The 24,214-nt window shown below is 37.3% G+C and carries 29 protein-coding genes and 1 tRNA gene; 1 reads left to right on the forward strand and 29 read right to left on the reverse strand.

What is annotated here, in order from left to right; genetic code table 11:
- Positions 1-36: 36 nt before the first annotated feature.
- From TH67_RS00005 to TH67_RS00135, 27 genes are all read right to left on the reverse strand, one after another.
- Positions 37-795 (reverse strand): tRNA 2-thiocytidine biosynthesis TtcA family protein, encoded by a 759-nt coding sequence (locus tag TH67_RS00005; protein ID WP_021090654.1) that lies wholly within the window; start codon positions 793-795, stop codon positions 37-39.
- The gene (locus TH67_RS00010; RefSeq protein ID WP_072593813.1) at positions 792-1,475 is read right to left on the reverse strand and encodes a 5'-methylthioadenosine/adenosylhomocysteine nucleosidase; all 684 of its coding nucleotides are present in this window, start codon (positions 1,473-1,475) and stop codon (positions 792-794) included. The genes TH67_RS00005 and TH67_RS00010 overlap by 4 nt, the downstream gene beginning before the upstream one ends.
- Positions 1,472-2,401 (reverse strand): ACP S-malonyltransferase, encoded by a 930-nt coding sequence (gene fabD, locus TH67_RS00015; protein WP_072593814.1) that lies wholly within the window; start codon positions 2,399-2,401, stop codon positions 1,472-1,474. The genes TH67_RS00010 and fabD overlap by 4 nt, the downstream gene beginning before the upstream one ends.
- A 9-nt stretch (positions 2,402-2,410) precedes the next feature.
- Positions 2,411-3,001, reverse strand: coding sequence for an FKBP-type peptidyl-prolyl cis-trans isomerase (locus TH67_RS00020; RefSeq protein WP_180371710.1), 591 nt, complete (start codon positions 2,999-3,001; stop codon positions 2,411-2,413).
- Positions 3,002-3,057: 56 nt separating this feature from the next.
- A complete protein-coding gene (locus TH67_RS00025) occupies positions 3,058-3,900 on the reverse strand; it encodes a tetratricopeptide repeat protein (RefSeq protein WP_072593816.1) in 843 nt (280 codons plus the stop codon).
- A 17-nt stretch (positions 3,901-3,917) separates the two neighbouring features.
- A complete protein-coding gene (locus TH67_RS00030) occupies positions 3,918-4,424 on the reverse strand; it encodes an OmpA family protein (RefSeq protein ID WP_021090913.1) in 507 nt (168 codons plus the stop codon).
- 64 nt (positions 4,425-4,488) lie between these two features.
- Positions 4,489-5,745 (reverse strand): Tol-Pal system protein TolB, encoded by a 1,257-nt coding sequence (gene tolB / locus TH67_RS00035; RefSeq protein WP_072593817.1) that lies wholly within the window; start codon positions 5,743-5,745, stop codon positions 4,489-4,491.
- A gap of 24 nt (positions 5,746-5,769) precedes the next feature.
- Entirely contained in the window at positions 5,770-6,717 is a 948-nt protein-coding gene (locus tag TH67_RS00040) for a TonB C-terminal domain-containing protein (protein ID WP_072593818.1), read from the reverse strand.
- 1 nt (position 6,718) lies between these two features.
- A complete protein-coding gene (locus TH67_RS00045) occupies positions 6,719-7,117 on the reverse strand; it encodes a biopolymer transporter ExbD (RefSeq protein ID WP_072593819.1) in 399 nt (132 codons plus the stop codon).
- Positions 7,118-7,702, reverse strand: coding sequence for a MotA/TolQ/ExbB proton channel family protein (locus tag TH67_RS00050; RefSeq protein ID WP_051288435.1), 585 nt, complete (start codon positions 7,700-7,702; stop codon positions 7,118-7,120). It lies immediately after the preceding gene.
- Positions 7,703-8,092 (reverse strand): ATP synthase F1 subunit epsilon, encoded by a 390-nt coding sequence (gene atpC, locus TH67_RS00055; protein ID WP_072593820.1) that lies wholly within the window; start codon positions 8,090-8,092, stop codon positions 7,703-7,705. It lies immediately after the preceding gene.
- 18 nt (positions 8,093-8,110) lie between these two features.
- A complete protein-coding gene (gene atpD, locus TH67_RS00060; protein ID WP_072593821.1) occupies positions 8,111-9,508 on the reverse strand; it encodes a F0F1 ATP synthase subunit beta in 1,398 nt (465 codons plus the stop codon).
- Positions 9,509-9,519: 11 nt separating this feature from the next.
- Positions 9,520-10,407, reverse strand: coding sequence for an ATP synthase F1 subunit gamma (atpG, locus tag TH67_RS00065; RefSeq protein WP_072593822.1), 888 nt, complete (start codon positions 10,405-10,407; stop codon positions 9,520-9,522).
- Between the two features lie 9 nt (positions 10,408-10,416).
- Positions 10,417-11,934: a F0F1 ATP synthase subunit alpha gene (gene atpA, locus TH67_RS00070; protein WP_072593823.1), complete on the reverse strand. Its 1,518-nt coding sequence runs from the start codon at positions 11,932-11,934 to the stop codon at positions 10,417-10,419.
- 14 nt (positions 11,935-11,948) lie between these two features.
- Entirely contained in the window at positions 11,949-12,488 is a 540-nt protein-coding gene (locus TH67_RS00075; protein WP_072593824.1) for a F0F1 ATP synthase subunit delta, read from the reverse strand.
- Complete coding sequence (locus TH67_RS00080; RefSeq protein WP_072593825.1) at positions 12,488-13,000, reverse strand: F0F1 ATP synthase subunit B; 513 nt, start codon at positions 12,998-13,000, stop codon at positions 12,488-12,490. Before TH67_RS00080 ends, TH67_RS00075 begins: the two co-directional genes overlap by 1 nt.
- Positions 13,001-13,009: 9 nt before the next feature.
- Positions 13,010-13,432, reverse strand: a complete 423-nt coding sequence (locus TH67_RS00085; protein WP_072593826.1) for a FoF1 ATP synthase subunit B' — start codon at positions 13,430-13,432, stop codon at positions 13,010-13,012.
- A 95-nt stretch (positions 13,433-13,527) separates the two neighbouring features.
- A complete protein-coding gene (locus TH67_RS00090; RefSeq protein WP_072593827.1) occupies positions 13,528-14,388 on the reverse strand; it encodes a ParB/RepB/Spo0J family partition protein in 861 nt (286 codons plus the stop codon).
- Between the two features lie 15 nt (positions 14,389-14,403).
- Positions 14,404-15,186, reverse strand: a complete 783-nt coding sequence (locus TH67_RS00095; protein ID WP_021090449.1) for a ParA family protein — start codon at positions 15,184-15,186, stop codon at positions 14,404-14,406.
- Entirely contained in the window at positions 15,183-15,818 is a 636-nt protein-coding gene (locus TH67_RS00100) for a biotin--[acetyl-CoA-carboxylase] ligase (protein ID WP_072593828.1), read from the reverse strand. Before TH67_RS00100 ends, TH67_RS00095 begins: the two co-directional genes overlap by 4 nt.
- 1 nt (position 15,819) lies before the next feature.
- The gene (thiD, locus tag TH67_RS00105) at positions 15,820-16,608 is read right to left on the reverse strand and encodes a bifunctional hydroxymethylpyrimidine kinase/phosphomethylpyrimidine kinase (protein ID WP_072593829.1); all 789 of its coding nucleotides are present in this window, start codon (positions 16,606-16,608) and stop codon (positions 15,820-15,822) included.
- A 24-nt stretch (positions 16,609-16,632) separates the two neighbouring features.
- Positions 16,633-17,538, reverse strand: coding sequence for a methionyl-tRNA formyltransferase (gene fmt, locus TH67_RS00110; protein ID WP_072593830.1), 906 nt, complete (start codon positions 17,536-17,538; stop codon positions 16,633-16,635).
- A 16-nt stretch (positions 17,539-17,554) separates the two neighbouring features.
- Complete coding sequence (locus tag TH67_RS00115) at positions 17,555-17,890, reverse strand: GDP-mannose dehydrogenase (protein WP_072593831.1); 336 nt, start codon at positions 17,888-17,890, stop codon at positions 17,555-17,557.
- Between the two features lie 46 nt (positions 17,891-17,936).
- The gene (gene obgE, locus TH67_RS00120) at positions 17,937-18,995 is read right to left on the reverse strand and encodes a GTPase ObgE (RefSeq protein WP_072593832.1); all 1,059 of its coding nucleotides are present in this window, start codon (positions 18,993-18,995) and stop codon (positions 17,937-17,939) included.
- A 225-nt stretch (positions 18,996-19,220) separates the two neighbouring features.
- On the reverse strand, positions 19,221-19,478 hold the full coding sequence (rpmA, locus tag TH67_RS00125) for a 50S ribosomal protein L27 (protein ID WP_002942569.1): 258 nt from the start codon (positions 19,476-19,478) through the stop codon (positions 19,221-19,223).
- Positions 19,479-19,489: 11 nt separating this feature from the next.
- Entirely contained in the window at positions 19,490-19,804 is a 315-nt protein-coding gene (gene rplU, locus TH67_RS00130) for a 50S ribosomal protein L21 (protein ID WP_021090648.1), read from the reverse strand.
- Between the two features lie 109 nt (positions 19,805-19,913).
- Complete coding sequence (locus TH67_RS00135; protein WP_072593833.1) at positions 19,914-20,876, reverse strand: hypothetical protein; 963 nt, start codon at positions 20,874-20,876, stop codon at positions 19,914-19,916.
- Between the two features lie 132 nt (positions 20,877-21,008).
- On the opposite strand from TH67_RS00135, the gene flhB reads away from it, so the two are divergent.
- Complete coding sequence (gene flhB / locus TH67_RS00140; RefSeq protein WP_072594085.1) at positions 21,009-22,082, forward strand: flagellar biosynthesis protein FlhB; 1,074 nt, start codon at positions 21,009-21,011, stop codon at positions 22,080-22,082.
- A 51-nt stretch (positions 22,083-22,133) separates the two neighbouring features.
- Here flhB and TH67_RS00145 read toward each other — a convergent pair whose 3' ends face one another.
- Both TH67_RS00145 and TH67_RS00150 read right to left on the reverse strand, forming a co-directional pair.
- On the reverse strand, positions 22,134-23,801 hold the full coding sequence (locus TH67_RS00145) for an anaerobic C4-dicarboxylate transporter (RefSeq protein WP_072593834.1): 1,668 nt from the start codon (positions 23,799-23,801) through the stop codon (positions 22,134-22,136).
- Between the two features lie 335 nt (positions 23,802-24,136).
- A tRNA-Phe gene (locus tag TH67_RS00150) sits at positions 24,137-24,212 on the reverse strand.
- Between the last annotated feature and the right edge of the window lie 2 nt (positions 24,213-24,214).

Consider the following 24,214-nt stretch of genomic DNA (forward strand, 5'->3'; position numbering starts at 1 on the left):
GCTTTTTGGGACTAGTCCCAAAAAGCAAGTAAAATTTTACTCTTCACTACTGCTATTGAGAGCAAAAAAAGTATCAGTATGGATATTTTCAAATGCTGCTTTTAGCGAAGTAAAAAGCTTTGGATTTTCTTTTTCTAATGTTGCTAAAAGCTGTTTGGTTTCATATCTAGCATGCGGCATCTTCACGTCAAATCTCATTGCAGGGCATGCTTCATCGCCAATGACTCTTAATTCATTTTTGATAGCATTTTCGCGAAGCTGTCTCTCGCGAACGAAGATAAATGGCCTAATAACCGTGATTCCATTTTTTGCAGTATATTTTGGAGCAAGCGTCCTTAGTGCACCATTATATGTAAAGTTCATAAAAAAGCTCTCCGCTGCATCGTCTAAATGATGAGCAATCGCGAGTTTATTAAAACCATGTTTTAAGGCGTAAGTATAAAGATAACCTCTTCTCATACGAGAAAAGAAACTACAAAAACTGGAATTCTTACGGATTTTCTCTTTTGAAATCTCAAAGATTGAGCTATCTATCACTTCATGCTCTATTCCGTGCTCATTGCAATGCTTCGTAAGATAAGCGTAGTCCTCACCCATGCCGTAGCTTAGTGTTACTGCTTTAAACTCAAATTTCTCAGGTGTAACGTTTTGGATATGCTTTAGTACGTGAGCTAGTGCGAGGCTATCTTTACCACCGCTAAGACCAAGCAAGATCTTATCTCCGCCCTCTATCATCTTGTATCTGGCATTTGTCTGACCAACTTGCCTAAGAAGCCTTTTGCTAAGCTCTATCATAAATTTTCTACCATTTCAAGTATAAATTTTGCACTAACACTTGCTGAATCTTGCAAAAATTTATCAAAGTCAAACTCTGCTGCATCACCAGCTCCATCGCTGATAGCTCTTAGTATAAAAAATGGCACACCAAGTGTTTCGCAAACTAGTGCAACGCTAGCACCTTCCATCTCGGTAGCGCTCGCATTAAATATCTTTTTAATCCAAGCTTTCTTTTCATTATCGCAGATAAACTGATCTCCAGTCGCAATAATACCAGCACTTAAGCTCATATCTTTTTTATCGGCTATCTTTTTTGCCAGTTCGTTTAGTCCTTCATCGCTTTTGACAAATATACTTGTGCCTGGCACATAGCCATAAGGATGTCCAAAAGCCGTAATATCAAGATCATGCTGCACTAAGCTAGTAGCATAAAGCATATCGCCTATTTTTAGGCTCTCATCGAGTGAGCCAGCTACGCCAGTAAAGAGCAATTTTGAGGCCTTAAATTTTTCTATCATTAAAGTTGCTGTTATAGCTGCATTTACTTTGCCTATCTTTGAATAGGCAATGACTAGCTCTTTTCCTTTATAGTTTGCTAAGTAAAATTTATTATTTGCATATTGAACAGTTTTATATTCACCAACCATTTCAAGGATCGGTGTTATCTCCTCTTGCATAGCTCCAAGTATCGCTATCATCTCTTCTCCAAAATTTTCACAACTTCTTCAAGACTTGCCATATCAGTAATACTATAAGTTGGCTTTTCGGTAATTTTTTTATTGATACCCTTTAGCGTCGCAGCACCAAGCTCGATAAAACAATCAACATCATTTTCATGGTTTTTAATGCTTTGTTTATAGCAAACTGGTTTTATTAGCTGCTCTTTTAGCAGGACTAGCGCTTCACTTTTATCGGTATAAATTTTAGCATTTACATTTGAGACAACAGGAGAAAATTTGGCAGCCAAAGTACTCTCAAGCTCGCTTGCTAGTCTAACACTAGCTGGTTCAAGTATCGGACAATGGCTTGCTACTGACATATTTAAAAGCATTGCTCTTTTTGCGCCAGCTTCTTTAAATTTTGCTTCATAGCTAGCAAGATCGGCTCTTACACCAGCAACAACGATTTGTCCATCGCAGTTGTAGTTTGCAGCATAAATTTGTAAGCCTTCTTCTCTTGCTTTTTTACAAATTTCTTCAACCACTTCATCACTAAGTCCAAGAACTACCATCATGCCAGCATCTTTGCCAACGCAGGCTTCTTGCATAAATTTACCACGCAAATTTACAAGCCTAATCGCATCAATAAAATTAAATGCTCCACTAACTGCAAGAGCAGTAAATTCTCCAAGTGAGTGCCCAAGGCTAAATTCTGGTTTTTCTTTAATAAAATTTGAAAAAGCCAAATAAGTCATTAGTGAGTTTAAAACGATAGCTGGCTGAGTAAATTCTGTTTTATCCAACTTATCGTTTTGTGTAAATAAAAGCTCTTTGTAATCAATGCCAGTATCATTACAAGCATCATTTAAAAGTAATTTAGCAGTAGAAAAATTTTCGTAAAAGTCTTTTCCCATACCAATACTTTGCGAGCCTTGGCCCGCAAAAACAAAAGCAAATTTTTTCATTTTAGCTTCTTAGTGATGGTGATGTCCGTGTCCACCGCAACCGCAACCGCCATCCTCATGTCCGTATCCATGACCTCCGCAGCACTCATGTTCATGCTCATGATCGTGACCACCGCAACCGCAAGTATGAGCCCCAGCTACCATGCCTGTTGCTTTTTCATCTTCTGTCGCATCTCTAACTTCTAAAACTTCAACATTAAATAACAAATCTTTACCAGCATATGGGTGATTAAAATCAACTGTTACTTCGTCATCTTTGATCTCTTTAACAATAACACGAACGCTTGAGCCATCCTCATTTTGACCAAAAAGTTCCATTCCTTCATGTAAATCTATACCAGCAAACTGCTCTTTTGGTAACGACTGAATGGCTTCGTTATTATATTCACCACAACCCTCTGCTGCCTTTACGCTTATAGTTGCTCTTTCGCCTGATTTTAATTTGCTTACTTCTTTTTCAAGCTTTTCTATAATATGGCCATGCCCTGTTATAAACGAAATTTGGCCACCTTCTTGCATGTTTGACTCTAAAATTTCACCAGTATTGACATCTTTTAGTTCGTAAAACATAGTTATAACTTGATCTTTACTCACAATAATCTCCTTAGATTTGGTTTTTTGATTAATGTGGGATTATATCTAAAAAAGATTAAAATTTAGTTTCTATTGGGAGAGGCTTTGGCTTCTTTACTATCTGGATAACCGACTTTTAAAGCCTTATAAAATCTATTTGCACTTTGCGTGTCACCTATCTTATCAAAGCTTATAGCTGTGTGATATAGAAGTTTTGGTGTATAGTCAGCCTTATCTTCGTTCTGTATGCTTTTTTTATAGTATTGTATAGCTGTACTGTATGATTTTTGACTGTAAGCAACTTCACCTAAATAATAATTTGTTGCACCAGTTTTATAGCCTTTTTTATTTAAATATTCAAAATATTCAGCTGCTTCTGTGCTATTGCCAGAATTTAGAAGTTTAATGCCATCAGCCAAAATATCTTTATCGCTTTTTCCACTAAAATTTGAAGTTGGCTTACTTTGTTGTTTTGGATTTGCATTTTGCTTTGGTTGAGCAGCATTTTTATCCATTATTGCACCTAATTTATTTAAGGCAGCAGTAATATTTTTGTAGTTTTTGTCTTGTATATCTCTAGTTTCATCAACATAAGCCTTCAATGATGTCAAACTTACACCAGAATCACTTATGCCGCCATTTACCTTCGTTTCTATATCATTTATTCTTTGCTCAAGCTTATTCATTCTAGCACTCATGCTCTCAATCAAGCTTTGCAAACCTTGAAGTTGTTCTAAAACATTATTCATATTCTCTTCAATATTTTGAACGCTTCGCTTATTATTTAAGGTAACTTTTTCATTATCAGTTAGACCATATGGATTCGCACTATCCATATTGCCTGCATCAAAAGCTGAAATCTCTTGGCCAGAGGTAATGGAGATAGTGGCTCCAATCAGAGCCACTATAATTAATTTTTTGTTCATTATTATTTAATTATAAATTATGGAAGTACTTTGAAATCTGCACGTCTATTTTGAGCATCGCAAGCTTTTGTTTTATCTGTGCAAACTGGATTGCTTTCACCAAAGCTAACTACAGCGATTCTATCAGCACTAACGCCATTTCTTACAAGAGCATCTTTAGCGCTTTTAGCACGTTTTAAACCAAGAGCATAGTTATACTCATCTGTACCCCACTCATCGCAGTTACCTTCTACTTTTATAGAAAGAGCTTGAGCGTCAGCTTGGTTAAATACTGATGCATTTGAGCTAACAACGCCTTGTTGATCAGCTTTGATATTAAATTTATCAAAGTCAAAGTATACACTTTTAACTTGACTCTCGATGTTAGCAATAAGAGCTGCTAATCTATCAGCATCGCTCATGCTACCTGAATTGTCTGCAGATTGATTTGAATTTGAATTCATATCAACTTCAGGGTTTTTTGAGCTACAACCGCTCAACAATAAAGTTGCAACTGCAACACTTGCTAGAACTACTTTTTTCATTCCTTATCCTTTTTTAGAAATTTGGTCGAATTATATCACAAAAATCTTAAATTTTATCAGAATATTACCAATCTATAGATTGAATTTTTCCTACTTTTAAAGGAAACTGAAAACTTCTGTTTTCATTTAGCCTAACAACACCTAGTGAACTTTGACCGCCAAGCTCTTTTATAAAGACAACACTTTGCCCGTCGCTTGAGAATCTTGGATAGTTATTTTTACCATTTGCTGTAAGCTGACGTATAAAATCAGTCTGAGTTGAAATTAGATATATATTAAAGCTACCACTTGCTTCTCTACTTGAATAAACAACATAATTTTCAAATGTGCTTACAGAGTTATTATTTTTACCATGAAATACCATTTGTTCAACGCTTCCGCCAGAAATCGCAGGGGTTGCAAAAACATTAGGATAGCCAAGCCTATCTGAAACGAAAACTATCTTGCTGTCATTATCAACAAAATTTCCATTTACATCTATGCCTGGATAATTAGTAATCTGCGTCAAACTTTTACTATTTGTATTATAGATAAAGATATCTGGTTGATCTTTTGGTGCCATGGTTAATAGAATTTTACTTCCATCTTTACTAACATCTGAGGCTATAAGCATGCCAATGCTATCAATTATCTTTGTTTTTGTGCCAGAATTTAGATCATATCTAAATAAAGTTGGCTTATTGTTTACATAAGATGTATAGTAAAATTTACTTTGATCAGCTCCAGCCCATTTAGGGAAAATATTTAGCCCGCCACTTACTATAGTCTTTTGATATGTAAGTGTATAATCAGCAACTATGATAGAGCTTTGGCGAGCTGAAGTATATTTTGAAAGAATAATAAATTTTTCCATCCAGCCAACTGGTGGTAAATTTAGTTCATTAGTAAGCTCAACTATACTTTTATGCGCCAAAAACGGATACTTTGCGCCGTCTGGCATAGCATAAACCTTCTCATATCTTGTAGTTGCTGTCTTAGCGTTTATCAGTTTTACTCTCAAAGTAAGAGGAGAGCCCATAGAGCCTTCAAGAGCATATCTAAAGATAAGCTCGACGCCTTTATCACTCATTGTATTAGTAGTCGCATCTCCTTCATAGGTAGAAGGCACATGATCTTCGATTACTTCAAAATCGGAACTAACCTTTAGATCTCCTAGCATGATTTTAAAGAATTTATCTTTAAACCCCGCATCGCTAACAGCAGTTGTTGCATCTTGCAAAGCTATCTTTGGCAAAGCAACACCTTGGTTTACAACAGATATGGTCGCATCAGCAGCATAAAGCCCTAGAGCAACACATAAAAAAAGAAAAATTTTCTTCATCTCTACTCCATAATTTTATAAATTTTAGTTTATTTTATCTTCTAAATTTAAATTAAAAGTAGTGCTTTTGTCTGGATTGAATGGAAATTTCTCCGTTGTAAGTTTTTCTAAGCACTCTCTTACTTTTGCGTTAAATTCTTCATTATATGATAGCTCTAAAATTTCATAGCTAAAATTTCCGCTCTGATCTATCATAACTTTAACTTTAGCTAAATTTGCAGAATCAGCCTTATAACTTTGCCATCTTCTTTGAATTTGTTTTGTTATCGCACCCATTAGTGGATCGTAAGTACCGGTAGATTGTGATTTTGGAGCAGTTGGATTTTGATCTATCTTTAAACTCTTTATTATATCACTAGCTTCTTTTGCGGCTTTTGAACTAGAAGCTTCGCTTTTTTTACGGCTTTGCACTTTATTTTCGGCCTTTTTTATACCATCATCTTTTTTAAGTTTCGTAGAATCTATGTCACTAAAAAGGTCTTTTATATTTGGTTCTTTTGGTTTTGGCTTTTCAACTGGCTTTGGTGTAGGCTTAGGCTCAGGTTTTGGTTCTGGCTTAATATCTTCTTTAGGCTCTTCACTTGGTTTTAAAATTTCTGGTTTTGGTTCTGGTTTTTTAGGCTCAGGCTTTGGCTCTTCTTTTGGAGGAGTTGGCAAGCTTGGGGTAGGTAATGGTTCATCTGGTACAACAGGCTTATTTGTAGTCTCTTGTTTATCTTCTTCAGATTCCTTTTTAGGTTCAGGCTTTGTCTCTTTAACTACTTCATCTGCTTGTTTTGGGGCTTTAATGGTTTGATCAACCTCTCTATCAACCATAACCACATCCATAATAGCATCTTTATCATCAGTATATTTTTTAGGAGGTTCTGCAAAAAAAGTAAGCTTTATAAACAAAATAAGTATAATAATAACGTAAATACAAGACGCTACAAGAAACGAACTAAGCGTTGGGAATTTAACTTTATTTGACATTTTAACCGTTTGTCTCTAAAGCTACTTTATTAAAACCAGCACCTTTCAAAGTCTTTAATACAAACATAACATCATCGTATTTTAAATTTTTGTCAGCTTTTATATAGATAGGCGAGGTTTTATCGTATTTCGTACTCATTAATGCAATATTATCAGGAAACTCAGCAAGGCTCATAGTACTCTGATCAATTCTAACTTGTCCTTGCGAATTTATAGATACTATAAGGTCTTTTTGCTTAGATGTTGAAGTTTTCGCCTTTGAACCATCCGGAAGAGTAATATCCTCTTGATATGTTATAGTTGGCATAGTAACCATTAAAATGGCTAGTAAAACAAGCATAATATCAACAAGAGGAGTTATATTTAGCTCTGGTGTCTCATCGGTAAATTTAACGGCCATTTATAGTATCTCATCATCTTTTTTAAGTGCTATCATTACATCAGCCTGACGCTCGATAACGCTCATTAATTCATAAGCTTTTCTTTTTATGAGTAAGTTAAATGTATATGCTGGGATGGCAACAAAAATTCCACAACCAGTTGCAACAAGTGCCTCTGAAATAGCTGGAGCGATAATACCAAGTGATGAACCTCCACCATTTCCAAGCTGTGAAAATGTCTCTAAAATAGAAACAACGGTTCCAAAAAGACCAATAAAAGGCGAAGTAGATGCTATTACACTTAGCCACGTTAACCCACTTGTAGCATTTTTCTCGGCTATGCTTATACATACATTTAGTTTTTCTCTTGAGATTCTTCCATTTGCACATTTTCTCAAAGACGAATCATTTGGAATATTTTTAGCACCCATAAGCAGTGCTTCAAGTGCATTTTGCTCACGTTTTTGCCAAGCTCCAATACCAGCCATTCTTGAAAAAAGAATTGTGAAACTAACTATAAAATATATTGACAACCAAGTTAAAACAATAATTGTAATAAAACTACTTCTTTGAATGTAATTTAAAAATAAATCTATGCCGCCCACTTATCTAGTTCTCACTACATTTTCCATTTTAGATATAGTTGCTGCAAAAGCATTTGTATCACTACTCATGCTCTCTATCAAATTTCTAGCAGCTTCCAATGAATTTGCAAGCTCACTTTCACTATCGCCAGAGACGTAAACCGCGCCGTCAGCAAGTATTACTACCTTACCTTCGTCAATCTTTGCATAGCCCCAGTTAATCGCAACAACATCATGTTTTTTATTTTTATGTTCTATATCTATAATACCTGCTTTTAAAAGAGATATTAATGAGGCATGGCTTGGTAAAACACCAAACTCACCCTCGCTACCTGGAAGCACTACACTGCTCACGTCATCATTAAATATCTGACCTTGAGGAGTTACGATCTCTAAATGCAATTTATCCATTACGCTTCCTTTTTAAATTTAAGCCTTAAGTTTCTCAGCTTTAGCTAAAGCCTCATCTATATTTCCAACCATATAAAATGCTGCTTCTGGTAAATGATCATATTTACCATCTAAAATTCCCTTAAAGCCAGCTATATTTTCGTCAAGACTTACATATTTACCAGGGCTACCTGTAAATACTTCAGCAACGAAGAATGGCTGAGATAAAAATCTCTCTATTTTTCTTGCTCTATCAACTGTTAGCTTATCTTCTTCGCTAAGCTCGTCCATACCAAGGATCGCAATGATATCTTGAAGATCTTTATATTTTTGAAGCACAGCTTGAACGCCGCGAGCTACCTTATAGTGATCTGCTCCTAAAATTTGAGGATCGAGCATTCTTGATGTTGAATCAAGCGGATCAACAGCTGGATAGATACCTTTTTCTGCAATAGATCTATTAAGAACTGTCGTAGCATCAAGGTGCGCAAAAACGGTTGCAGGAGCTGGGTCTGTAAGGTCGTCAGCTGGAACGTAAACGGCTTGAACAGATGTGATTGAACCTTTTTTAGTTGATGTGATTCTCTCTTGGAATTTACCCATCTCACTTGCAAGAGTTGGCTGATAACCAACAGCTGATGGGATACGTCCAAGTAGAGCTGACATCTCTGCACCTGATTGAGAGAAACGGAAGATATTATCGATAAACATCAAAACATCAAGCCCCATCTCATCACGGAAGTACTCAGCCATTGTAAGACCAGTTAGTGCGATACGGTTTCTTGCTCCTGGTGGCTCATTCATTTGACCATAGCACAAGGCAACTTTATCCAAAACATTACTTTCTTTCATTTCATGATAAAGGTCGTTTCCTTCACGAGTTCTCTCTCCAACACCAGCAAATACAGAATAACCGCTGTGCTTAAACGCAACGTTGTGGATAAGCTCCATAATAATAACCGTTTTACCAACGCCAGCACCACCAAATAGGCCTACTTTACCACCCTTTGCGTAAGGAGCTAGAAGGTCGACTACCTTGATACCAGTTTCAAAAATTTCACTTTTTGTGCTTTGCTCTTCAAATGGAGGAGGATCGCGGTGGATAGACCAGTGCTTATCAAAATTTATACCCTCACCCTCGTCGATCAAATCGCCAACTACGTTAAAAATTCTACCCAAAACTTTTTCACCAACTGGCACACTAATAGGTGCACCAAGCGCTTTAGCTTCAAGGCCACGAGTCAAGCCCTCACTCATATCCATAGCAATAGTTCTGACTCTATTATCACCTAGGTGAGCAGCAACTTCTAATATTAGTTTATGTTTCTTGCCCTCAACCTCAAAGAAAACTTCGATAGCTTCATTGATCTTCGGCAAGTAGTCATTAAAGTCAACATCGACCACAGGGCCCATAACTTGACTAATAACACCCTTCATTCATACTCCTTTTATTTCATTGATTCAACACCACTGATGATCTCAATAAGCTCAGTGGTAATAGACTCTTGTCTTGCTTTATTGTAAGCAAGATTTAACTGTTTAACGCGTTGTTTAGCATTGTTTGTTGCATTATCCATAGCTTGCATTCTGGCGCTGTGCTCAGCCGCCAAAGAGTCAACCAAGGCATAATACATACTATACTCAAAATATTTATTGAGCAATTCATCCATAATCTTAGTATAGTTATCTTCTGGCTCAAATTCCATCAAAGAATTTGTCTCAACAGCAACTATCTTAGACGGCTCAATAGGCACAATATCATTTACTCTAATCTCTTGAGAAATCATATTTTTATAACCATTGTGTATTAACACGACTTTATCAGTTATACCATTTGTAAAGTCATCAATAGCGTCTTTTATGATATTTTGAGCTTTTTCATATGTAGGAGAAGAGCTAGCTCCGACATAAGTCTCAAGTAGTTCAACGCCTTGGAAATTGAAAAATTCTATACCTTTTTTACCAACAGCTCTTAGTCTGACTTTGATCTTTTTGGCTTTTAGCTCATCAATCATGCGCCTAACTGTCTTTATAGTTTGGACATTAAAGCCACCGCAAAGCCCTTTATCAGCGGTAACAAATATAATATCAACCTTTTCTACGCTCTTTGTTGTGTTAAAAAATTTACTCTCAGTCATAACTGAAGCGTATTGATTGATTTTATAAGCTATCTCTGATAAAACCTCATTGATCTTAAGTGCATAAACTCTAGAGTATCGAGCAGCCTCTTCAGCTTTGCGAAGCTTTGCTGTTGATACAAGCTTCATCGCACGCGTCGTCTTTTGAGTGTTCTGGACGCTCTTAATCTTTCGTTTTATATCTTTTAAATTTGACATATCTTAGCCCTAGTTAGCGGCAAAAGTCGCTTTAAAATCTTTCAACGCTTTATGTAAAATTTCTTCTACTTCTTTATCAAGAACCTTTTTAGTTCTGATTTGCTCAAAAATTTCAGGGTATTTTGCCTCAATATATGGATATAACTCAGCCTCAAATTTTGTTACATTTGCAGTTGCAACATCATCTAAATAACCCTTAGCACCAGCAAATATTATAACTACTTGATTCTCAACTGGAAGTGGAGAATATGGAGGTTGTTTTAGTACTTCAACCATCTTCTGACCACGCTCTAGTTGTCTTCTGGAGCTCTCATCAAGGTCGCTTGCAAATTGAGCAAACGCTTGTAGTTCGCGATACTGAGCAAGGTCTAGTCTTAGTGTACCAGAAACTTGTTTGATAGCTTTGATCTGAGCTGCACCACCAACACGAGAAACAGAAAGACCAACGTTGATCGCTGGGCGGATACCTGAGTTAAATAGGTCACTTTCAAGGAAAATTTGACCATCTGTAATAGAAATAACATTTGTTGGAATATAAGCTGAAACGTCGCCTGCTTGAGTTTCGATGATAGGTAGAGCTGTTAAAGATCCAGCACCTAGTGCGTCATTTAGCTTACTTGCTCTTTCTAGAAGTCTTGAGTGGAGATAGAAAACGTCGCCCGGATAAGCTTCACGGCCCGGTGGTCTTCTTAAGATCAAAGACATCTCACGGTAAGCAACCGCGTGTTTTGACAAGTCATCATAGATGATTAGCGCGTGGCGAGAGTTATCTCTAAAATATTCACCCATTGTTACACCAGCGTATGGGGCAAGGTATTGAAGCGCGGCTGCGTCACTAGCACCAGCATTTACAACTATTGTATAGTCCATAGCGCCATACTCTTCAAGTTTTTTAACGACTTGAGCAACAGTTGATTGTTTTTGACCGATAGCTACATAGATACAAATAACATCTTGACCTTTTTGGTTGATAATAGTATCGATAGCAACTGTTGTTTTTCCAGTTTGGCGGTCGCCGATGATTAGTTCTCTTTGTCCTCTACCGATTGGCACAAGTGCGTCAATCGCTTTGATACCTGTTTGAAGTGGCTCATGAACGCTCTTTCTAGCCATAATACCTTTTGCTTTTTCTTCAACAAAGCGAGATTCAGTAGCTTCAATTGGACCTTTTGCATCGATTGGCTCACCTAGTGAATTTACAACACGGCCGATCAATGCGTCGCCAACTGGTACACGTAGAAGTTTTTTTAGTCTTTTTACAGAGCTTCCTTCTGTGATACCACTAGTTTTTCCAAGGATAACTATACCAACACTGCTCTCTTCAAGGTTAAGAGCCATACCCTTTTCGCCGCTTTCAAATTCAACCATCTCACCTGCCATAACGTTTTTCAAACCATAAACGTTAGCAACGCCATCAGCGACTGAGATGACTTTACCGGTCTCTTCCACATCAACACTTAAATCAAAATTTTCAATACGCTCTTTGATTATCGTGCTAATTTCGTCAGCTTTAATTTTTGCACTCACGCTTTCACTCCTTTTTAAATTGCTTTTAATATATATTCACTCATTTGACTTTTTAGTCTGTCGATAGAGAAATTTACCTCGATACCCAAATCATCTAACTCAACTTTTACACCGTTGTATTCACTCTTTGAGCCATTAAGCTTGATCTTAGAGTCAAATTTCTTAGAGAAATTCTCTTCCAAAGCTTTAAGCTGCTCAGCGCTTAGGTCAAAATTTCCAATAACCTCGCCACGATATGTATTTTCAAGCAAAGATTGCTCTATCTTCATCTCGTTTAAGATCGCTGGGATAAGCTCCAGTCTTTTATTTGCGCCAAGAAGCTTAATAAAATTTGCAAATTTGACATCTTGACTTTTAACCAAAGATAGTACAAAATCAACCTTTTGTGAAGCCTTTAGTGTCGGCAAACTTATAATGCTTTTAAATTTATCGCTAGCAAAAGCTGCTGCCAGCTCTGATAAATTTTCAACAAACACATTAAGTTCATCTGATTTTACGTCTTTTACGTCGCTTAAGATCGCTTTTACGTATTTTTTAGCTACTACTTCATTCATTAGCTAACCTTTTTAAGTATTATATTTACAAGCTCTTTTTGATCGACTTTTAGGCTATCGCTTGAGAAAATATCGCTCAAAATTTCATTTACAACGCTTTTTGTCATCTTGCGCTCTTCAAATTCTTTTTGCTCTTTGTAGCTCTTTTGAAGATTTATTATATCATTTTGAGTATCACTTTTAACCTTAGCAGCTAAATTTAAAGCCTCTTTTTTAGCAGTTTCGACTAGGGAATTTGCATTTTGTTTAGATTCCTCAACACGTTTTAGAGCATCATCTTTTTTGGCCTTAGAATCACGGAGTTTTTCTTGTATACTTTCAAGCTTGTTTGCGATCCTGTCAATTCTACTTTGATAAAGAGCTTTTAGTGGTTTAGCTGCAAAATATACCAAAATAGCAAAGAAAAGTAAGAAGTTTAGCGTTCTCTCTACTATATCGTAATTTGTTCCGCCATGCCCACTAGCATAAGCTAGAAATGGAAGTGCTAGAAAAAATAAAATTTTTATCTTCATAAAATTCCTTTAAATTTTAGAGAGCTTGGCATTTAAAGCCGCTCTAAGTTCAGGTAGTTTAGCTGATAGATCTGCCTTTAAGTTATCTTTCTGGGAGCTTAGAGCATTTAAAAATTCATTGTAATCAGCTTCTAAACTAGTTTTTACAGCATTTACTTCTTTTAAAGACTCTTCTTTTGCCAAATTTAAGGCTTCATGCCTTATTTTATTGGCCTCAGTCCTTGCGTTTAATATAATCTCTTCAATCTCTTTTTCATGAACACTTAGATCACTTGCATTTTTACTAGTACTCTCTTCATCATTTTTTATAGAAGCATTTCTGTCATCTATAAATTTGAGCATTGGCTTATAAAGCAAGGAATTCAAAATAGCGATCAATACCAAGAAAACGACAGCCGTTAAAAGCATCAATGGCACATCTATTTCTAACATCCACTCTCCTTATTTTATCATTAAGTTTTATTTAATATTCAAATTAAAGTCTGATTTTACAATAAATTACTAAAAATAAAAATAAATTTGTAATTCTATTTTAGCCTAGCAATAAATTCTTCCACCTGTGAAATATTATTAAATTCTAAAACTAGATTGCTAGATTTTACTTTTGCTTTTATCTTTAAATTTTTAAAAATTTCTTGTAAATTTGATAGTTTTTTACTCATTTCCTCAGAAATTTTTGGCTTTTTGTCTTTTATCTCTTCCTTATTTTTTATCTTTTTCACCAAGATTTCCGTATCTCTGACACTTAGCTTTTGACCAATTATCGTATCAACAACCATCTTTTCTTCTTCAGTACTAAGTCCTACTATGACTTTAGCGTGGCCTTGTGTGAGCTTATCTTCTTGTAAAAGTTTTTGCGTATAGTCACTAAGAAGTAAAAGCCTCATCGTATTTGTTATCTGAGTTCTGCTCTTATGGATGATGTTTGCTAGGCCATCTTGTGTGATCTTATACTCATTTATGAGCTCTTTATACGACTTTGCAAGTTCGATCGGATTTAAATTTTCACGTTGAATATTTTCAATAAGCGCAAGCTCTCTTAAATTTTGAGACTTGATATCAGCGATGATTGCCTTTATCTTGCTTGCTCCAAGCATCTTTGTGGCGCGGTATCTGCGCTCACCAGCTATTAGCATATAGCCGTCATCTTTCTTGATGACGATTATTGGCTGGATCAGTCCATGCCTTTTAATACTGGCACTTAGCTCTTTTAAGGCCTCTTCATCAAAATGTGTTCTTGGCTGGTATGGGTTTGGTAAAATTTCATCTATATTTATCTCTTCGACTATCTCAGAGTCGTTTAAATTTGCGATCTCTTTACTGTAGGCTTGCTCTACATCTTCAAGTATCGCGCTAAGCCCTCGCCCTAATCCACCTTTTTTAGCCATTTTTTTCCTTATTTTTTAGTTTAAAATACAATATGCCAAATTTTGATATGCGATCGAGCCAGGCGATTTTATATCATAAAGTATGACTGGCTTGCCAAAACTTGGGCTTTCAGCAAGTTTTACGTTTCTTGGAACGACCACAAATTCCTCTTTGCTGTCCTTACTCTTAAAGAGCTTATTTTCAAAATGTTGCTTTAAATTTGCAATGGTCTCTTTTGAGAGATTATTTTGCGAACTAAACATAGTCGGTAAAAAGCCCTTTATGTTAAGCTTTGGATTTATTGTCTTCTTAATAATCTTAACCGTATTTAAAATTTGAGCCAAGCCTTCAAGTGCGTAAAATTCACATTGAATCGGGATGATAACACTATCACTTGCACTAAGAGCATTTATCGTGATGCTGCCAAGTGCTGGAGGACTATCAATTATAATAAAATCATAATCGTTTACAACTTCTGAAATTTTATTTTTAAGGATTAGTTTATAGTCCTTATTTTGGTCGTTAAATTCTTGCTCGATACCGACAAGTCCTATATTTGACGGGGCCAAAAAAAGTGTTGGGATCTCAGTTTTTAATACGATTTGCGAGAGTTTTTTTCTATCTGTTAAGACGTGATAGATGTTAAACTCATAGTCACTTCTGCTAAAACCAAGTCCGGTTGTCGCGTTTGCCTGCGGATCGATGTCTATTAATAATACTTTTTTTTCAGCAACCGCCAGTGATGCGGCTAAATTTACGGCTGTTGTGGTCTTGCCAACGCCGCCTTTTTGATTAGCTATTGTTATTATCTCGCTCATCTTAAAGAATATACCTTTTCCCCATTTAGTAAGATCGCTCCATCATCGCAAATTTCAGCATCCTGAAGCGAAATAGCTCTATTTGCAATATGCGTAATAAAACCTTTTGACTTGCAAAAGTCTATCCTAAATTTGCTAAAAATTGGCTTCCATAAAATCTTTTTATCAAGCATGCTAATAAAGCCCCGAACTAGCTCATCTACGCTAGTTTTTATATCCAAAATGCCCGCATTTTCAGGCGCGCTAGCTAAATTTATCCCCATGCCACAAATGTAAATTTCATCTACTTTATTTGTTAAAGTGCCACCTATCTTGCGCTCGTCCACATAAAAGTCATTTGGCCATTTTAACCAGCACTTTGAGCCAAGTTCGCTCAAGACTTCACGCATCAGCATAGAAAAATATATCGAGATCGAGGGCGGAGGTATGTCGCTTGGCAGCTCATCTTCACTTATACAAAACGACATAAATAAATTTCCACCAAGTCCCTCCCAGCTGTTGCCGCGGCTACCGACCCCTTTTGTTTGATTGTACGCCACGATCATGTGCGGAGGCTTTATCTCGCCGTTTTTTAGGGCGTCTATCAAAAATTCCTGTGTTGAAAGCAGACTTTGAAAAAACTCTACTTTCAAATCACACCTTAAATTTATAGAAGTGATTTACTGGATTTTGTCCACCACCGATGATGACCGCGTTTTTGATAGCGTTAAAGATATAATCATGCGCGTTTTTCACGCTTTCTTTTAGACTAAGCCCATTTGCTAAATTTGAAGCGATCGCGCTTGATAGCGAGCAGCCTGAGCCGTGAGTTGCGGTCGTTTTTATACGCTCATCGCTAAAAATTTCATATTCCTTGCCATCATAAAATATATCAAGCGACTTGCCTTCTATCTCGCCACACTTTAGATAGACGCTCTTTGTGCCAAATTTCAAAAGCTCCTTGCAAGCCTCTTTTAGCTCGCTCTCGCCTTTTAGCTCACGCTTTAAAATTTCGCGCGCCTCAAAGATATTTGGCGTGATCACGCTTGCAAGTGGGAAAAGCTCCTCCACGATCGCATCTTTTGCAGCGCCCTCTAGCCAGATGTCGCCGTTTTTACAGCTCATAACAGGATCAAGCACGACTGGCGGTAAATTTTTGATCTCTCTTAACGTTTTTGCGACACTTTCGATGATCTCAACGCTTGGGACAACGCCTATTTTTATCACATCAACTCTTATATCATCAAATATCGCCTTGATCTGATCCTCGATGAGCTTTGGCTCAACTAACTGCATGCCAAATATGCCCTTTGTATTTTGAGCAGTGACCGCTGTGATCGCTCCCATCGCATATACGCCGTGTGCTATAAATACCTTTATATCAGCTAAAACTCCAGCTCCGCCGCTTGGATCAACACCTGCTATACTTAGTGCATTTTTCATATTTTCTCCTATTAAATTTGATTATTACTCTATCTTGTCGCCAACACTAAGACGCTTACCATTTATATATGCTTTTGCGTTTGTTGGCTTTTTACTTGGCTCTTGAAGCTCGTAAATTTTGACCGCCCCACCCTTACAAGCAACCACAACGTGGTCCTTTTCTACGCTTAAAATTTCTCCGCTTTTGCCACTTTTTTCGCTTAGTTCAAGCGATAAAATTTTTAGCCCGCTTGCCAGATAAATCCCCGGCCAAGGTGTGAGCGCACGAAATTTATTATAAATTTGCCCCGCTTCTTCATCAAAGCTAAAAAGCCCGTCGCTCTTGCTTATCTTTTTGCAGTGCGAGGCCTTGCTCTCGTCTTGTTTTTGTGGCTTTAAATTTTCAAAATTTTTAAGCACTTTTACGATTAGCTCGCCGCCTAGCTCGCCTAGCTCACTAAAAAGCTCGCTTGACATCTTGCTCTCACAAGACGTGTAGATGAAGTCCAGCATATCGCCAGTATCAAGGCCAGCGTCCATTAGCATAGCTGTGACACCAGTTTGCTTCTCGCCAGCTAAGATCGCGCTTTGTATGGGGCTTGCACCTCTATATTTTGGCAAGATCGAAGCATGTAAATTTATACAAGTCGCCACATCAAGCACACGTTGTGGCAAAATTTTGCCGTAAGCTGCCACCACGATAAATTTAGGCTCAAACGCCTTTAGCTCGTTAACCACCGCCTCATCTTTTAGCGTATTTGGCGTAAAAACTGGCACGCCTACTAGCTCGTTTTGCGCGTAAATTTTGACCTCGCTTGGGGTTAAAATTTGCTTTCTGCCAACTGGCTTATCAGGCTGAGTAAAGACCGCTTTTATGTTAAAGCCAGCCTCTTTTAGGTGCCTAAGTATCCTAACGGCATAATCAGGCGTCCCCATAAAAACTACATTCATCACTTTCCTTTAAATTTCATCGACTTTTATTTTGATCTACGTTTTTACTGCCAGTCAGCCAAGAGGCGCATGGATCTTCTTGCCAGTCAATCTTTTGAAATATCAAACTTCCTAGCTCATTAATGCTAACTTTGCCACTACGATCAAGATCCAGCCTTTTAAATTCCTCACTAGTGCATAGATCTGGTGCTATTTTTAGTCCTGGTGGCACCTTGCAAGCCGTCCACTCATCTAAATTTAGCATGCCGTCACGATCTATGTCATTGTAATCCAAAAACATATACACCGGATCCGCTGGATCACAGCTATATGCGCTGAAGCAAAATAGCATAATGCAAAAAATTTTCTTCATTTTATACTCTCAGATTTCTAAGTTCAAAGCACTAAAAATTCGCAACTCAAAGCTCTTTTTTTAGCAGCTCAAGCAGTGCAAATTTAAGCTCGTCGATGTTCTCGTTTGTCGCTGAAGAGATCGACAAAACAAAGTATGGTTTTTTCGCGTCAAAGCTGTATAGGTCTTGCTTATAGATAAATTTACCAACTTCTTTTGGCTCTAAATTTATACTTTTCATAAATTCTTTTATATTTTCATCTAAATTTTCTGCCGCATCGACTCTGGTGATAGCGATAGCATAGTCCCTGCTAGCAAGCACACTTGAAAATTTAGCGACCTCCTCTTTTAACACGCTAAACTGCTCGCTCATGCTTCTGTAGTTTGCACTATCTATCATAAAAAGCAAAATTTTATTTCTCTCGATATGCTTTAAAAACTGCACGCCAAGGCCGCGTCCGTCGCTCGCTCCCTCGATGATACCAGGGATGTCAGCCATGACAAAGCCACTAAACTCATCGACTTCAACAAGTCCGAGCTTTGGCGTAAGCGTTGTAAATTCGTAGTTTGCTATCTGTGGTTTGGCGTTTGAAACGGCTGAGATGAGGGTTGATTTGCCGACATTTGGAAAGCCAACAAGTCCCACGTCAGCTATCAGCTTTAGCTCGAGCCTAACCTCTACGCTCTCTTCTGGCATGCCCTTTTGAGCGTACTCTGGGGCTTGGTTGATAGAGTTTTTAAAGTGAAAATTTCCAAGTCCGCCCTTACCACCTTTTAAAAATAGCGTCCTTTGCCCCTCTTCTACCATGTCGCAAAGTAGCTCGTTTGTCTGTGCGTCATAGACCGCCGTTCCTGGTGGTACGATAAGCTCTAGGCTCTCGCCCTTTTTGCCAGTCATTCTTTTGCCCATGCCTGCCTCGCCGTCGCTCGCTCTCATCGCCTTTTTGCCCTTGTAGTTTGCCAGTGTGTGGGTGTTGTTGTCGCAGACAAAATAGACATCTCCGCCGTCACCGCCGTCACCGCCGTCTGGGCCGCCTAAAATGACGTGTTTTTCACGGCGAAAACTCACAGCTCCAGCTCCACCATGCCCCGAACTTAGAGTCAATCTTGCACTATCTATAAACATTTTTTACCTTAAATTTTTTATTTGGATTATATCCAACTTTACTGAAATTAAATCGTGATATCTTGATTAAAATAAAGCAAATATAAGTACCATGAAGCTCGAAATATAGAGTTGTGATTGATTTTAAATTTCTCTCAAATAGCTATTTGAAAAATTCTAAACACTAAATAAAAATTTTGATTTTTGAATAATTTTAAGAAAGAAAAGGGGCGATTGCCCCTGGTATTATGCAGCTGGATAAACAGATACTTTTTTTCTGTTTTTATCAAGTCTTTCAAATTTTACAAAGCCATCGACTAATGCAAAAATAGTGTGATCTTTGCCAAGACCTACGTTATTTCCAGCGTGAGTTGCTGTTCCTCTTTGGCGGATGATTATATTTCCAGCACGAACGAACTCGCCACCAAATTTCTTAACACCTAATCGGCGTCCGATACTATCACGGTTATTTTGGGTTGAACCTTGACCTTTTTTGTGTGCCATATCTTATCTCCTTAAGCTGCGATACTTACGACTTTTACACGTGTAAATTGTCTTCTAAAGCCGCGTTTTAGTTTTGAGTCTTTACGTCTGCGTTTTTTGTAGATAACTACTTTTTTGTCTTTGCCTTCATTAACGACCTCAAGAACAACTTTTGCACCCTTCACAAATGGCGCACCTACCTTTACTTCGCCGTCATTTACAGCTAAAACTTCTGTAATCTCAACGGTTGATTTAGCTTCGGCACTAAAGTGATCTAGCTTAAGGTATTCGCCCTCGCTAACACGATACTGCTTACCACCATGCTTAAATATAGCGTATTTTGACATACTCTACCTTTCTAAATTTGGTAAGACCAAAAAGCGCTTTTGGATTTCAAAAGACTTGGGGAGCTTTGTTGGTTGTAAGATGTAAATATTAGCTAAAAGTTTATAAATTCTACTTTAATGCCCCTGATTTTATGATCTCGTCGGCTAAATTTCTTATCATAGAGCTATGATCCAGAAAAAATGTTTTGTCATTTGGTAAATAAGGCTGATATATCAGAGTTTTAGCTACTGGCGCACTTAAGATCACATTTATCAGTTCAAACTCAGGTGGAAAAGTAAAATAAAGTTTTGGCTTGGGAATTTCATTTTGAAAGAGCCTTTTAGCGTAAAATTTACTGAAATTTTCATTTTTTGGTAGCTTTATCTCTTTAAAGAGCTCAAGTGGCAAAAAGTAGTGCGCCAAAGCGTGAAGTCCGTGTGCGAAAATATAAAGCCTTTTTTCAAATTTAGGCGCATCTGTCCTGCCAAATGTAGAGCAAAATTTCTGCAAATGCTCACTCATAGCGGCCACATCTTTTTCATGCAAGGCAAGCACAAATTTAACTGCCTCTCTTTCGTTTGCTGGCTTTTTGGACTCTGCAAAAGCGCGTGCTTTTTCAAGAGCAGGGGTGAGTAAATTTTCATCTTGCCAAAGCATCGCCGTGAGCAAATCGTGCGTAACACATAGAAATTTATAGCCGTTTTTGCTAGGTGGTAGGCCTTTTGGAAAGATCCGTGTCATACCATCTGTGTCACCGCAAGCGATAGCAAAAAATGCCGGTATGAGCCTCTCGCACTGGTCATATCCACCGCTACATCCTGGGAGTAAATTTAGTTTAGCGTATTGAAAAATGAGATCATTTAGCCTCTCGGCATCGCCATCAGCTAGGCACTTTTCAAGGTAAATGTCGTAGCATCTAGCTCTTAAAAAAGAGAGTAATCGTATGAACTCACATAAAAAGTCGTATTCGTTTAAATTTTTCTCTTTTATTTGGCCGTAAATGCTTGCATACTCGTCTAAAAGTAGCTCTTCATCGCTTTTTGGTAGTTTTTTGGTTTTGAAAATGTTAAATAAGCCTTCTAAAAATGACATTTTGTGTCTCCTTATTTCTGCTAATTTTAGCCAAAAAGGCCTAATTTTCCACGTGCAAAAGGTAGCTTTAGTGGATAGTTTAACCGCATTTTGGCTATAATCGCCCCAAATTTAAGCAAGCTTAGGATAAAGATGGCAGGCGAAGATCAGGAAAAAACCGAAGAAGCGACCCCCAAAAAGATAGAGGATGCCAAAAAGGATGGTAACGTCCCCAAAAGTCAGGATCTAGCCGGGTTCGTGACCCTTGTCATCGCTATTGGCGTACTACTTGCAATGCTAAATTTTATGAAAGAACAGATCATCTCACTTTATATCTATTACTCAAAATTTATCGGTCAGCCACTTACCTTGCCAACTGTAAAAATGATCGTCGTAAATACCTTTGCAAGGTCGCTTCTTATGATACTTCCGGTTTGTATCTGTGTGGCGATCGCTGGTGTCATCGCAAATGTAATGCAGTTTGGATTTATCTTTACCACAAAACCTATAATGCCAAATTTTGGCAAGATAAACCCGCTAAAAGGGCTAAAAAATTTATTTTCGATGAAAAAAGTGATAGATAGCATTAAGATCGTGCTAAAAGTTAGCATCGTCTTTAGTGTTGGATTTTATTTTTTCTTGCAGTTTATAAAGGAGCTACCGCACACGCTCTTTTTTTCTATGTTTGATCAGCTTGCTTGGCTAAAAGAAAAGCTCATTATCCTAGTTAGCGTTATGCTTTTTATACTTTTCGTGATCGGACTTATCGACCTTCTCATCGTGCGTTTTCAATACTTTAAAGACCTTCGTATGAGCAAGCAAGAGATAAAAGATGAGTATAAGCAAATGGAAGGAGATCCTCAGGTAAAAGGCAGAATTCGTCAAGCGCAAATGCGTGCAGCCAAGCGTCGAATGATGCAAAATATCCCACAAGCTGACGTAGTCATCACAAACCCTACTCACTACGCAGTGGCAATAAGATATAATAAAAGTCGCGACGAGGCGCCGATAATACTTGCAAAAGGCGTTGATTTTTTAGCACTGCAAATCAAAAAAATAGCCGTTGAAAATGGTGTGCAAATTTATGAAAATCCACCACTCGCAAGAGAGCTTTATAAAATTTGTGAAGTCGATGATACGATACCAGCACATCTTTTTAGAGCCGTGGCCGAAGTGCTAAGCTTCGTTTATATGAGCAATAAACAAAAATTTAAAGATAAGCTTTGATAAATTCTACTCTTGCCACTAGAAATTACTAGCAGCAAGAGAATTTATCTATTATAGATATCCAAAAGCAGTTGCAAAAATATAGCCAAATATACAAGAGGATATAACGCCAATAAGACCTGGAATGATAAAGCTGTGATTGATAACAAATTTACCAATATGTGTCGTACCGCTTCTATCAAACTGGATAGCCGCAAGGTCGCTTGGATATGTTGGTAGGATGTAGTATCCGTAGCAAGCTGGCGCAAAAGCTAGAATGATAGCAGGATTAACATCGATATTTAAAGCTAATGGCACAAATGCAACCAAGGCTGCAGCTTGAGAATTTACAAATTTTGAGATAATCAAGAGCATAACCGCATAAGTCCAAGGGTGCTCTTTTACGATGCTTCCTAGCGCCTCTTTCATCATCGGAGTATGCACTGCAAACATAGTCTCAGCCATCCAAGAGATACCAAAAACTGCAACAAGAGCGATCATGCCTGATCTAAATATCTCGTTTTTACCGATCTTGCTAGCATCTGTTGGTGTAAAGATTAAAATGATAGCGCCTGTTAAAAGCATGAAAATTTGGATAACATGAACCATGCTTAGGCTTTTTGAAGATGCTTGTTTGTTACTTATATTGATGTAAGCACCTTGAAATTCTTCTTTTGCGCCTTTTTCATTTATATATGTTACTGCACCATCAGCTGTGCGAGTAAGAGTTTGATTTGCATCTTTACCGATGATTTTGACTGATTGAGCTTTTTGATTAGCATTTAGCTTATCGTTTGCTACTTTTAGCTCAGCCGCCTCTGTTTGGATGCTAGCATCTTTTATTTTTAAGGTTTTTAAGACTTTTTGCTCAGTTGGCAGATTGGCTATTACTTGAACGACTGTTGCATCTTTGTAAGTAGTCCAGCTTGGACGAAGATCTTTAAAATATCCAAGAAGCGCAACTACAAGAATAGAGCCTAAAAATATCCACATCGCAGCCCATTGATAGCCAGGAAGCTTTTTGCCTAAAAGTGTCGCACTATCGCCATAAACATATTTTTTAAACTCAGGATCTTGAAGCTTTGCTTGAAATACCTCGTCTTTGTCAAGATCTTTACCTCTAAACCAGCTAAAAATTCCTACCGCTAAAACACCGCAAAATGTTGATGGAATCGTAATCTTTAAAAGATCTAAATACCCATCAAAGCCAGCTAAGTGAGTTTTAGCATTAATAAGAAAGCTTGTAAGAGTTACAACAGCAACTGAAACTGGACTTGCTATGATACCCATTTGTGAAGCTATTGAGCTTGCTGCCATTGGTCGCTCTGGGCGGATACCATTTTTGATAGCGATATCATAAACGATAGGAAGCACGGTATAAACAACGTGTCCAGTACCGCATAAAATAGTAAGCGTACATGTTACAAATGGAGCCAAGATACTTACATATTTTGGATTTTTTCTAAGTATAGTTTCTGCTATTTGAAGCATAACATCAAGGCCACCGCTGGCTTGAAGCGTAGCACTTGCTACAACTACAGCGAGGATAGTTAGCATAACATCAATTGCTGGCTTACCAGGCTCGATATTAAATCCAAAAACGAGGACTATAAGACCGATACCGCCTAGCATACCAAGTGCGATACCGCCTTTTTTAGCTCCGTAGAACAAACAGATAAGGACGATGAGAAGCTGGATAGCAAACTGCATGCCTTCACTTAAATTCATGAGAAAATCCATGAAACCTCCTAAGTTAATATAAATTTAATCAAGATTATATCTCTTATGGATTTAGATTAAACTTATATTTTAAGGATAACTTGATATAAATATAATGTTTTGATTAAAAAGCTTATTTAGGATAAATTTTTACAAGATTGTATTTTACAAAAATTTTTATTTGATTTTGAAGATTTTATTTGTCTTAGAATATATAAAATGAAAATAGCATTGTTATATTTTAAATTTATTAATAATAAAAATTTATTTAAATTTTATAAATAACCTAGAAGTCTTGTAAATACGAAATTTAATAGAACCAAGAAAAAAATGATTGATGTTTAAGGAAAGGTTAATGGTGGTTAGAGGCAGAATCGAACTGCCGACACGCAGATTTTCAGTCTGCTGCTCTACCGACTGAGCTATCCAACCAC

The organism is Campylobacter concisus (assembly GCF_001891085.1).
Classification (GTDB): domain Bacteria; phylum Campylobacterota; class Campylobacteria; order Campylobacterales; family Campylobacteraceae; genus Campylobacter_A; species Campylobacter_A concisus_O.

Bases quoted from the DNA above. Each gene is read 5' to 3' on its own strand.
- TH67_RS00005 (WP_021090654.1), bottom strand. From the start codon at position 795: ATGATAGAGCTTAGCAAAAGGCTTCTTAGGCAAGTTGGTCAGACAAAT.
- TH67_RS00010 (WP_072593813.1), bottom strand. From the start codon at position 1,475: ATGATAGCGATACTTGGAGCTATGCAAGAGGAGATAACACCGATCCTT.
- fabD (WP_072593814.1), bottom strand. From the start codon at position 2,401: ATGAAAAAATTTGCTTTTGTTTTTGCGGGCCAAGGCTCGCAAAGTATT.
- TH67_RS00025 (WP_072593816.1), bottom strand. From the start codon at position 3,900: ATGAACAAAAAATTAATTATAGTGGCTCTGATTGGAGCCACTATCTCC.
- TH67_RS00030 (WP_021090913.1), bottom strand. From the start codon at position 4,424: ATGAAAAAAGTAGTTCTAGCAAGTGTTGCAGTTGCAACTTTATTGTTG.
- tolB (WP_072593817.1), bottom strand. From the start codon at position 5,745: ATGAAGAAAATTTTTCTTTTTTTATGTGTTGCTCTAGGGCTTTATGCT.
- TH67_RS00040 (WP_072593818.1), bottom strand. From the start codon at position 6,717: ATGTCAAATAAAGTTAAATTCCCAACGCTTAGTTCGTTTCTTGTAGCG.
- TH67_RS00045 (WP_072593819.1), bottom strand. From the start codon at position 7,117: ATGGCCGTTAAATTTACCGATGAGACACCAGAGCTAAATATAACTCCT.
- atpC (WP_072593820.1), bottom strand. From the start codon at position 8,092: ATGGATAAATTGCATTTAGAGATCGTAACTCCTCAAGGTCAGATATTT.
- atpD (WP_072593821.1), bottom strand. From the start codon at position 9,508: ATGAAGGGTGTTATTAGTCAAGTTATGGGCCCTGTGGTCGATGTTGAC.
- atpG (WP_072593822.1), bottom strand. From the start codon at position 10,407: ATGTCAAATTTAAAAGATATAAAACGAAAGATTAAGAGCGTCCAGAAC.
- TH67_RS00075 (WP_072593824.1), bottom strand. From the start codon at position 12,488: ATGAATGAAGTAGTAGCTAAAAAATACGTAAAAGCGATCTTAAGCGAC.
- TH67_RS00080 (WP_072593825.1), bottom strand. From the start codon at position 13,000: ATGAAGATAAAAATTTTATTTTTTCTAGCACTTCCATTTCTAGCTTAT.
- TH67_RS00085 (WP_072593826.1), bottom strand. From the start codon at position 13,432: ATGTTAGAAATAGATGTGCCATTGATGCTTTTAACGGCTGTCGTTTTC.
- TH67_RS00090 (WP_072593827.1), bottom strand. From the start codon at position 14,388: ATGGCTAAAAAAGGTGGATTAGGGCGAGGGCTTAGCGCGATACTTGAA.
- TH67_RS00095 (WP_021090449.1), bottom strand. From the start codon at position 15,186: ATGAGCGAGATAATAACAATAGCTAATCAAAAAGGCGGCGTTGGCAAG.
- thiD (WP_072593829.1), bottom strand. From the start codon at position 16,608: ATGAAAAATGCACTAAGTATAGCAGGTGTTGATCCAAGCGGCGGAGCT.
- fmt (WP_072593830.1), bottom strand. From the start codon at position 17,538: ATGAATGTAGTTTTTATGGGGACGCCTGATTATGCCGTTAGGATACTT.
- TH67_RS00115 (WP_072593831.1), bottom strand. From the start codon at position 17,890: ATGAAGAAAATTTTTTGCATTATGCTATTTTGCTTCAGCGCATATAGC.
- obgE (WP_072593832.1), bottom strand. From the start codon at position 18,995: ATGTTTATAGATAGTGCAAGATTGACTCTAAGTTCGGGGCATGGTGGA.
- rpmA (WP_002942569.1), bottom strand. From the start codon at position 19,478: ATGGCACACAAAAAAGGTCAAGGTTCAACCCAAAATAACCGTGATAGT.
- rplU (WP_021090648.1), bottom strand. From the start codon at position 19,804: ATGTCAAAATACGCTATATTTAAGCATGGTGGTAAGCAGTATCGTGTT.
- TH67_RS00135 (WP_072593833.1), bottom strand. From the start codon at position 20,876: ATGTCATTTTTAGAAGGCTTATTTAACATTTTCAAAACCAAAAAACTA.
- flhB (WP_072594085.1), top strand. From the start codon at position 21,009: ATGGCAGGCGAAGATCAGGAAAAAACCGAAGAAGCGACCCCCAAAAAG.
- TH67_RS00145 (WP_072593834.1), bottom strand. From the start codon at position 23,801: ATGGATTTTCTCATGAATTTAAGTGAAGGCATGCAGTTTGCTATCCAG.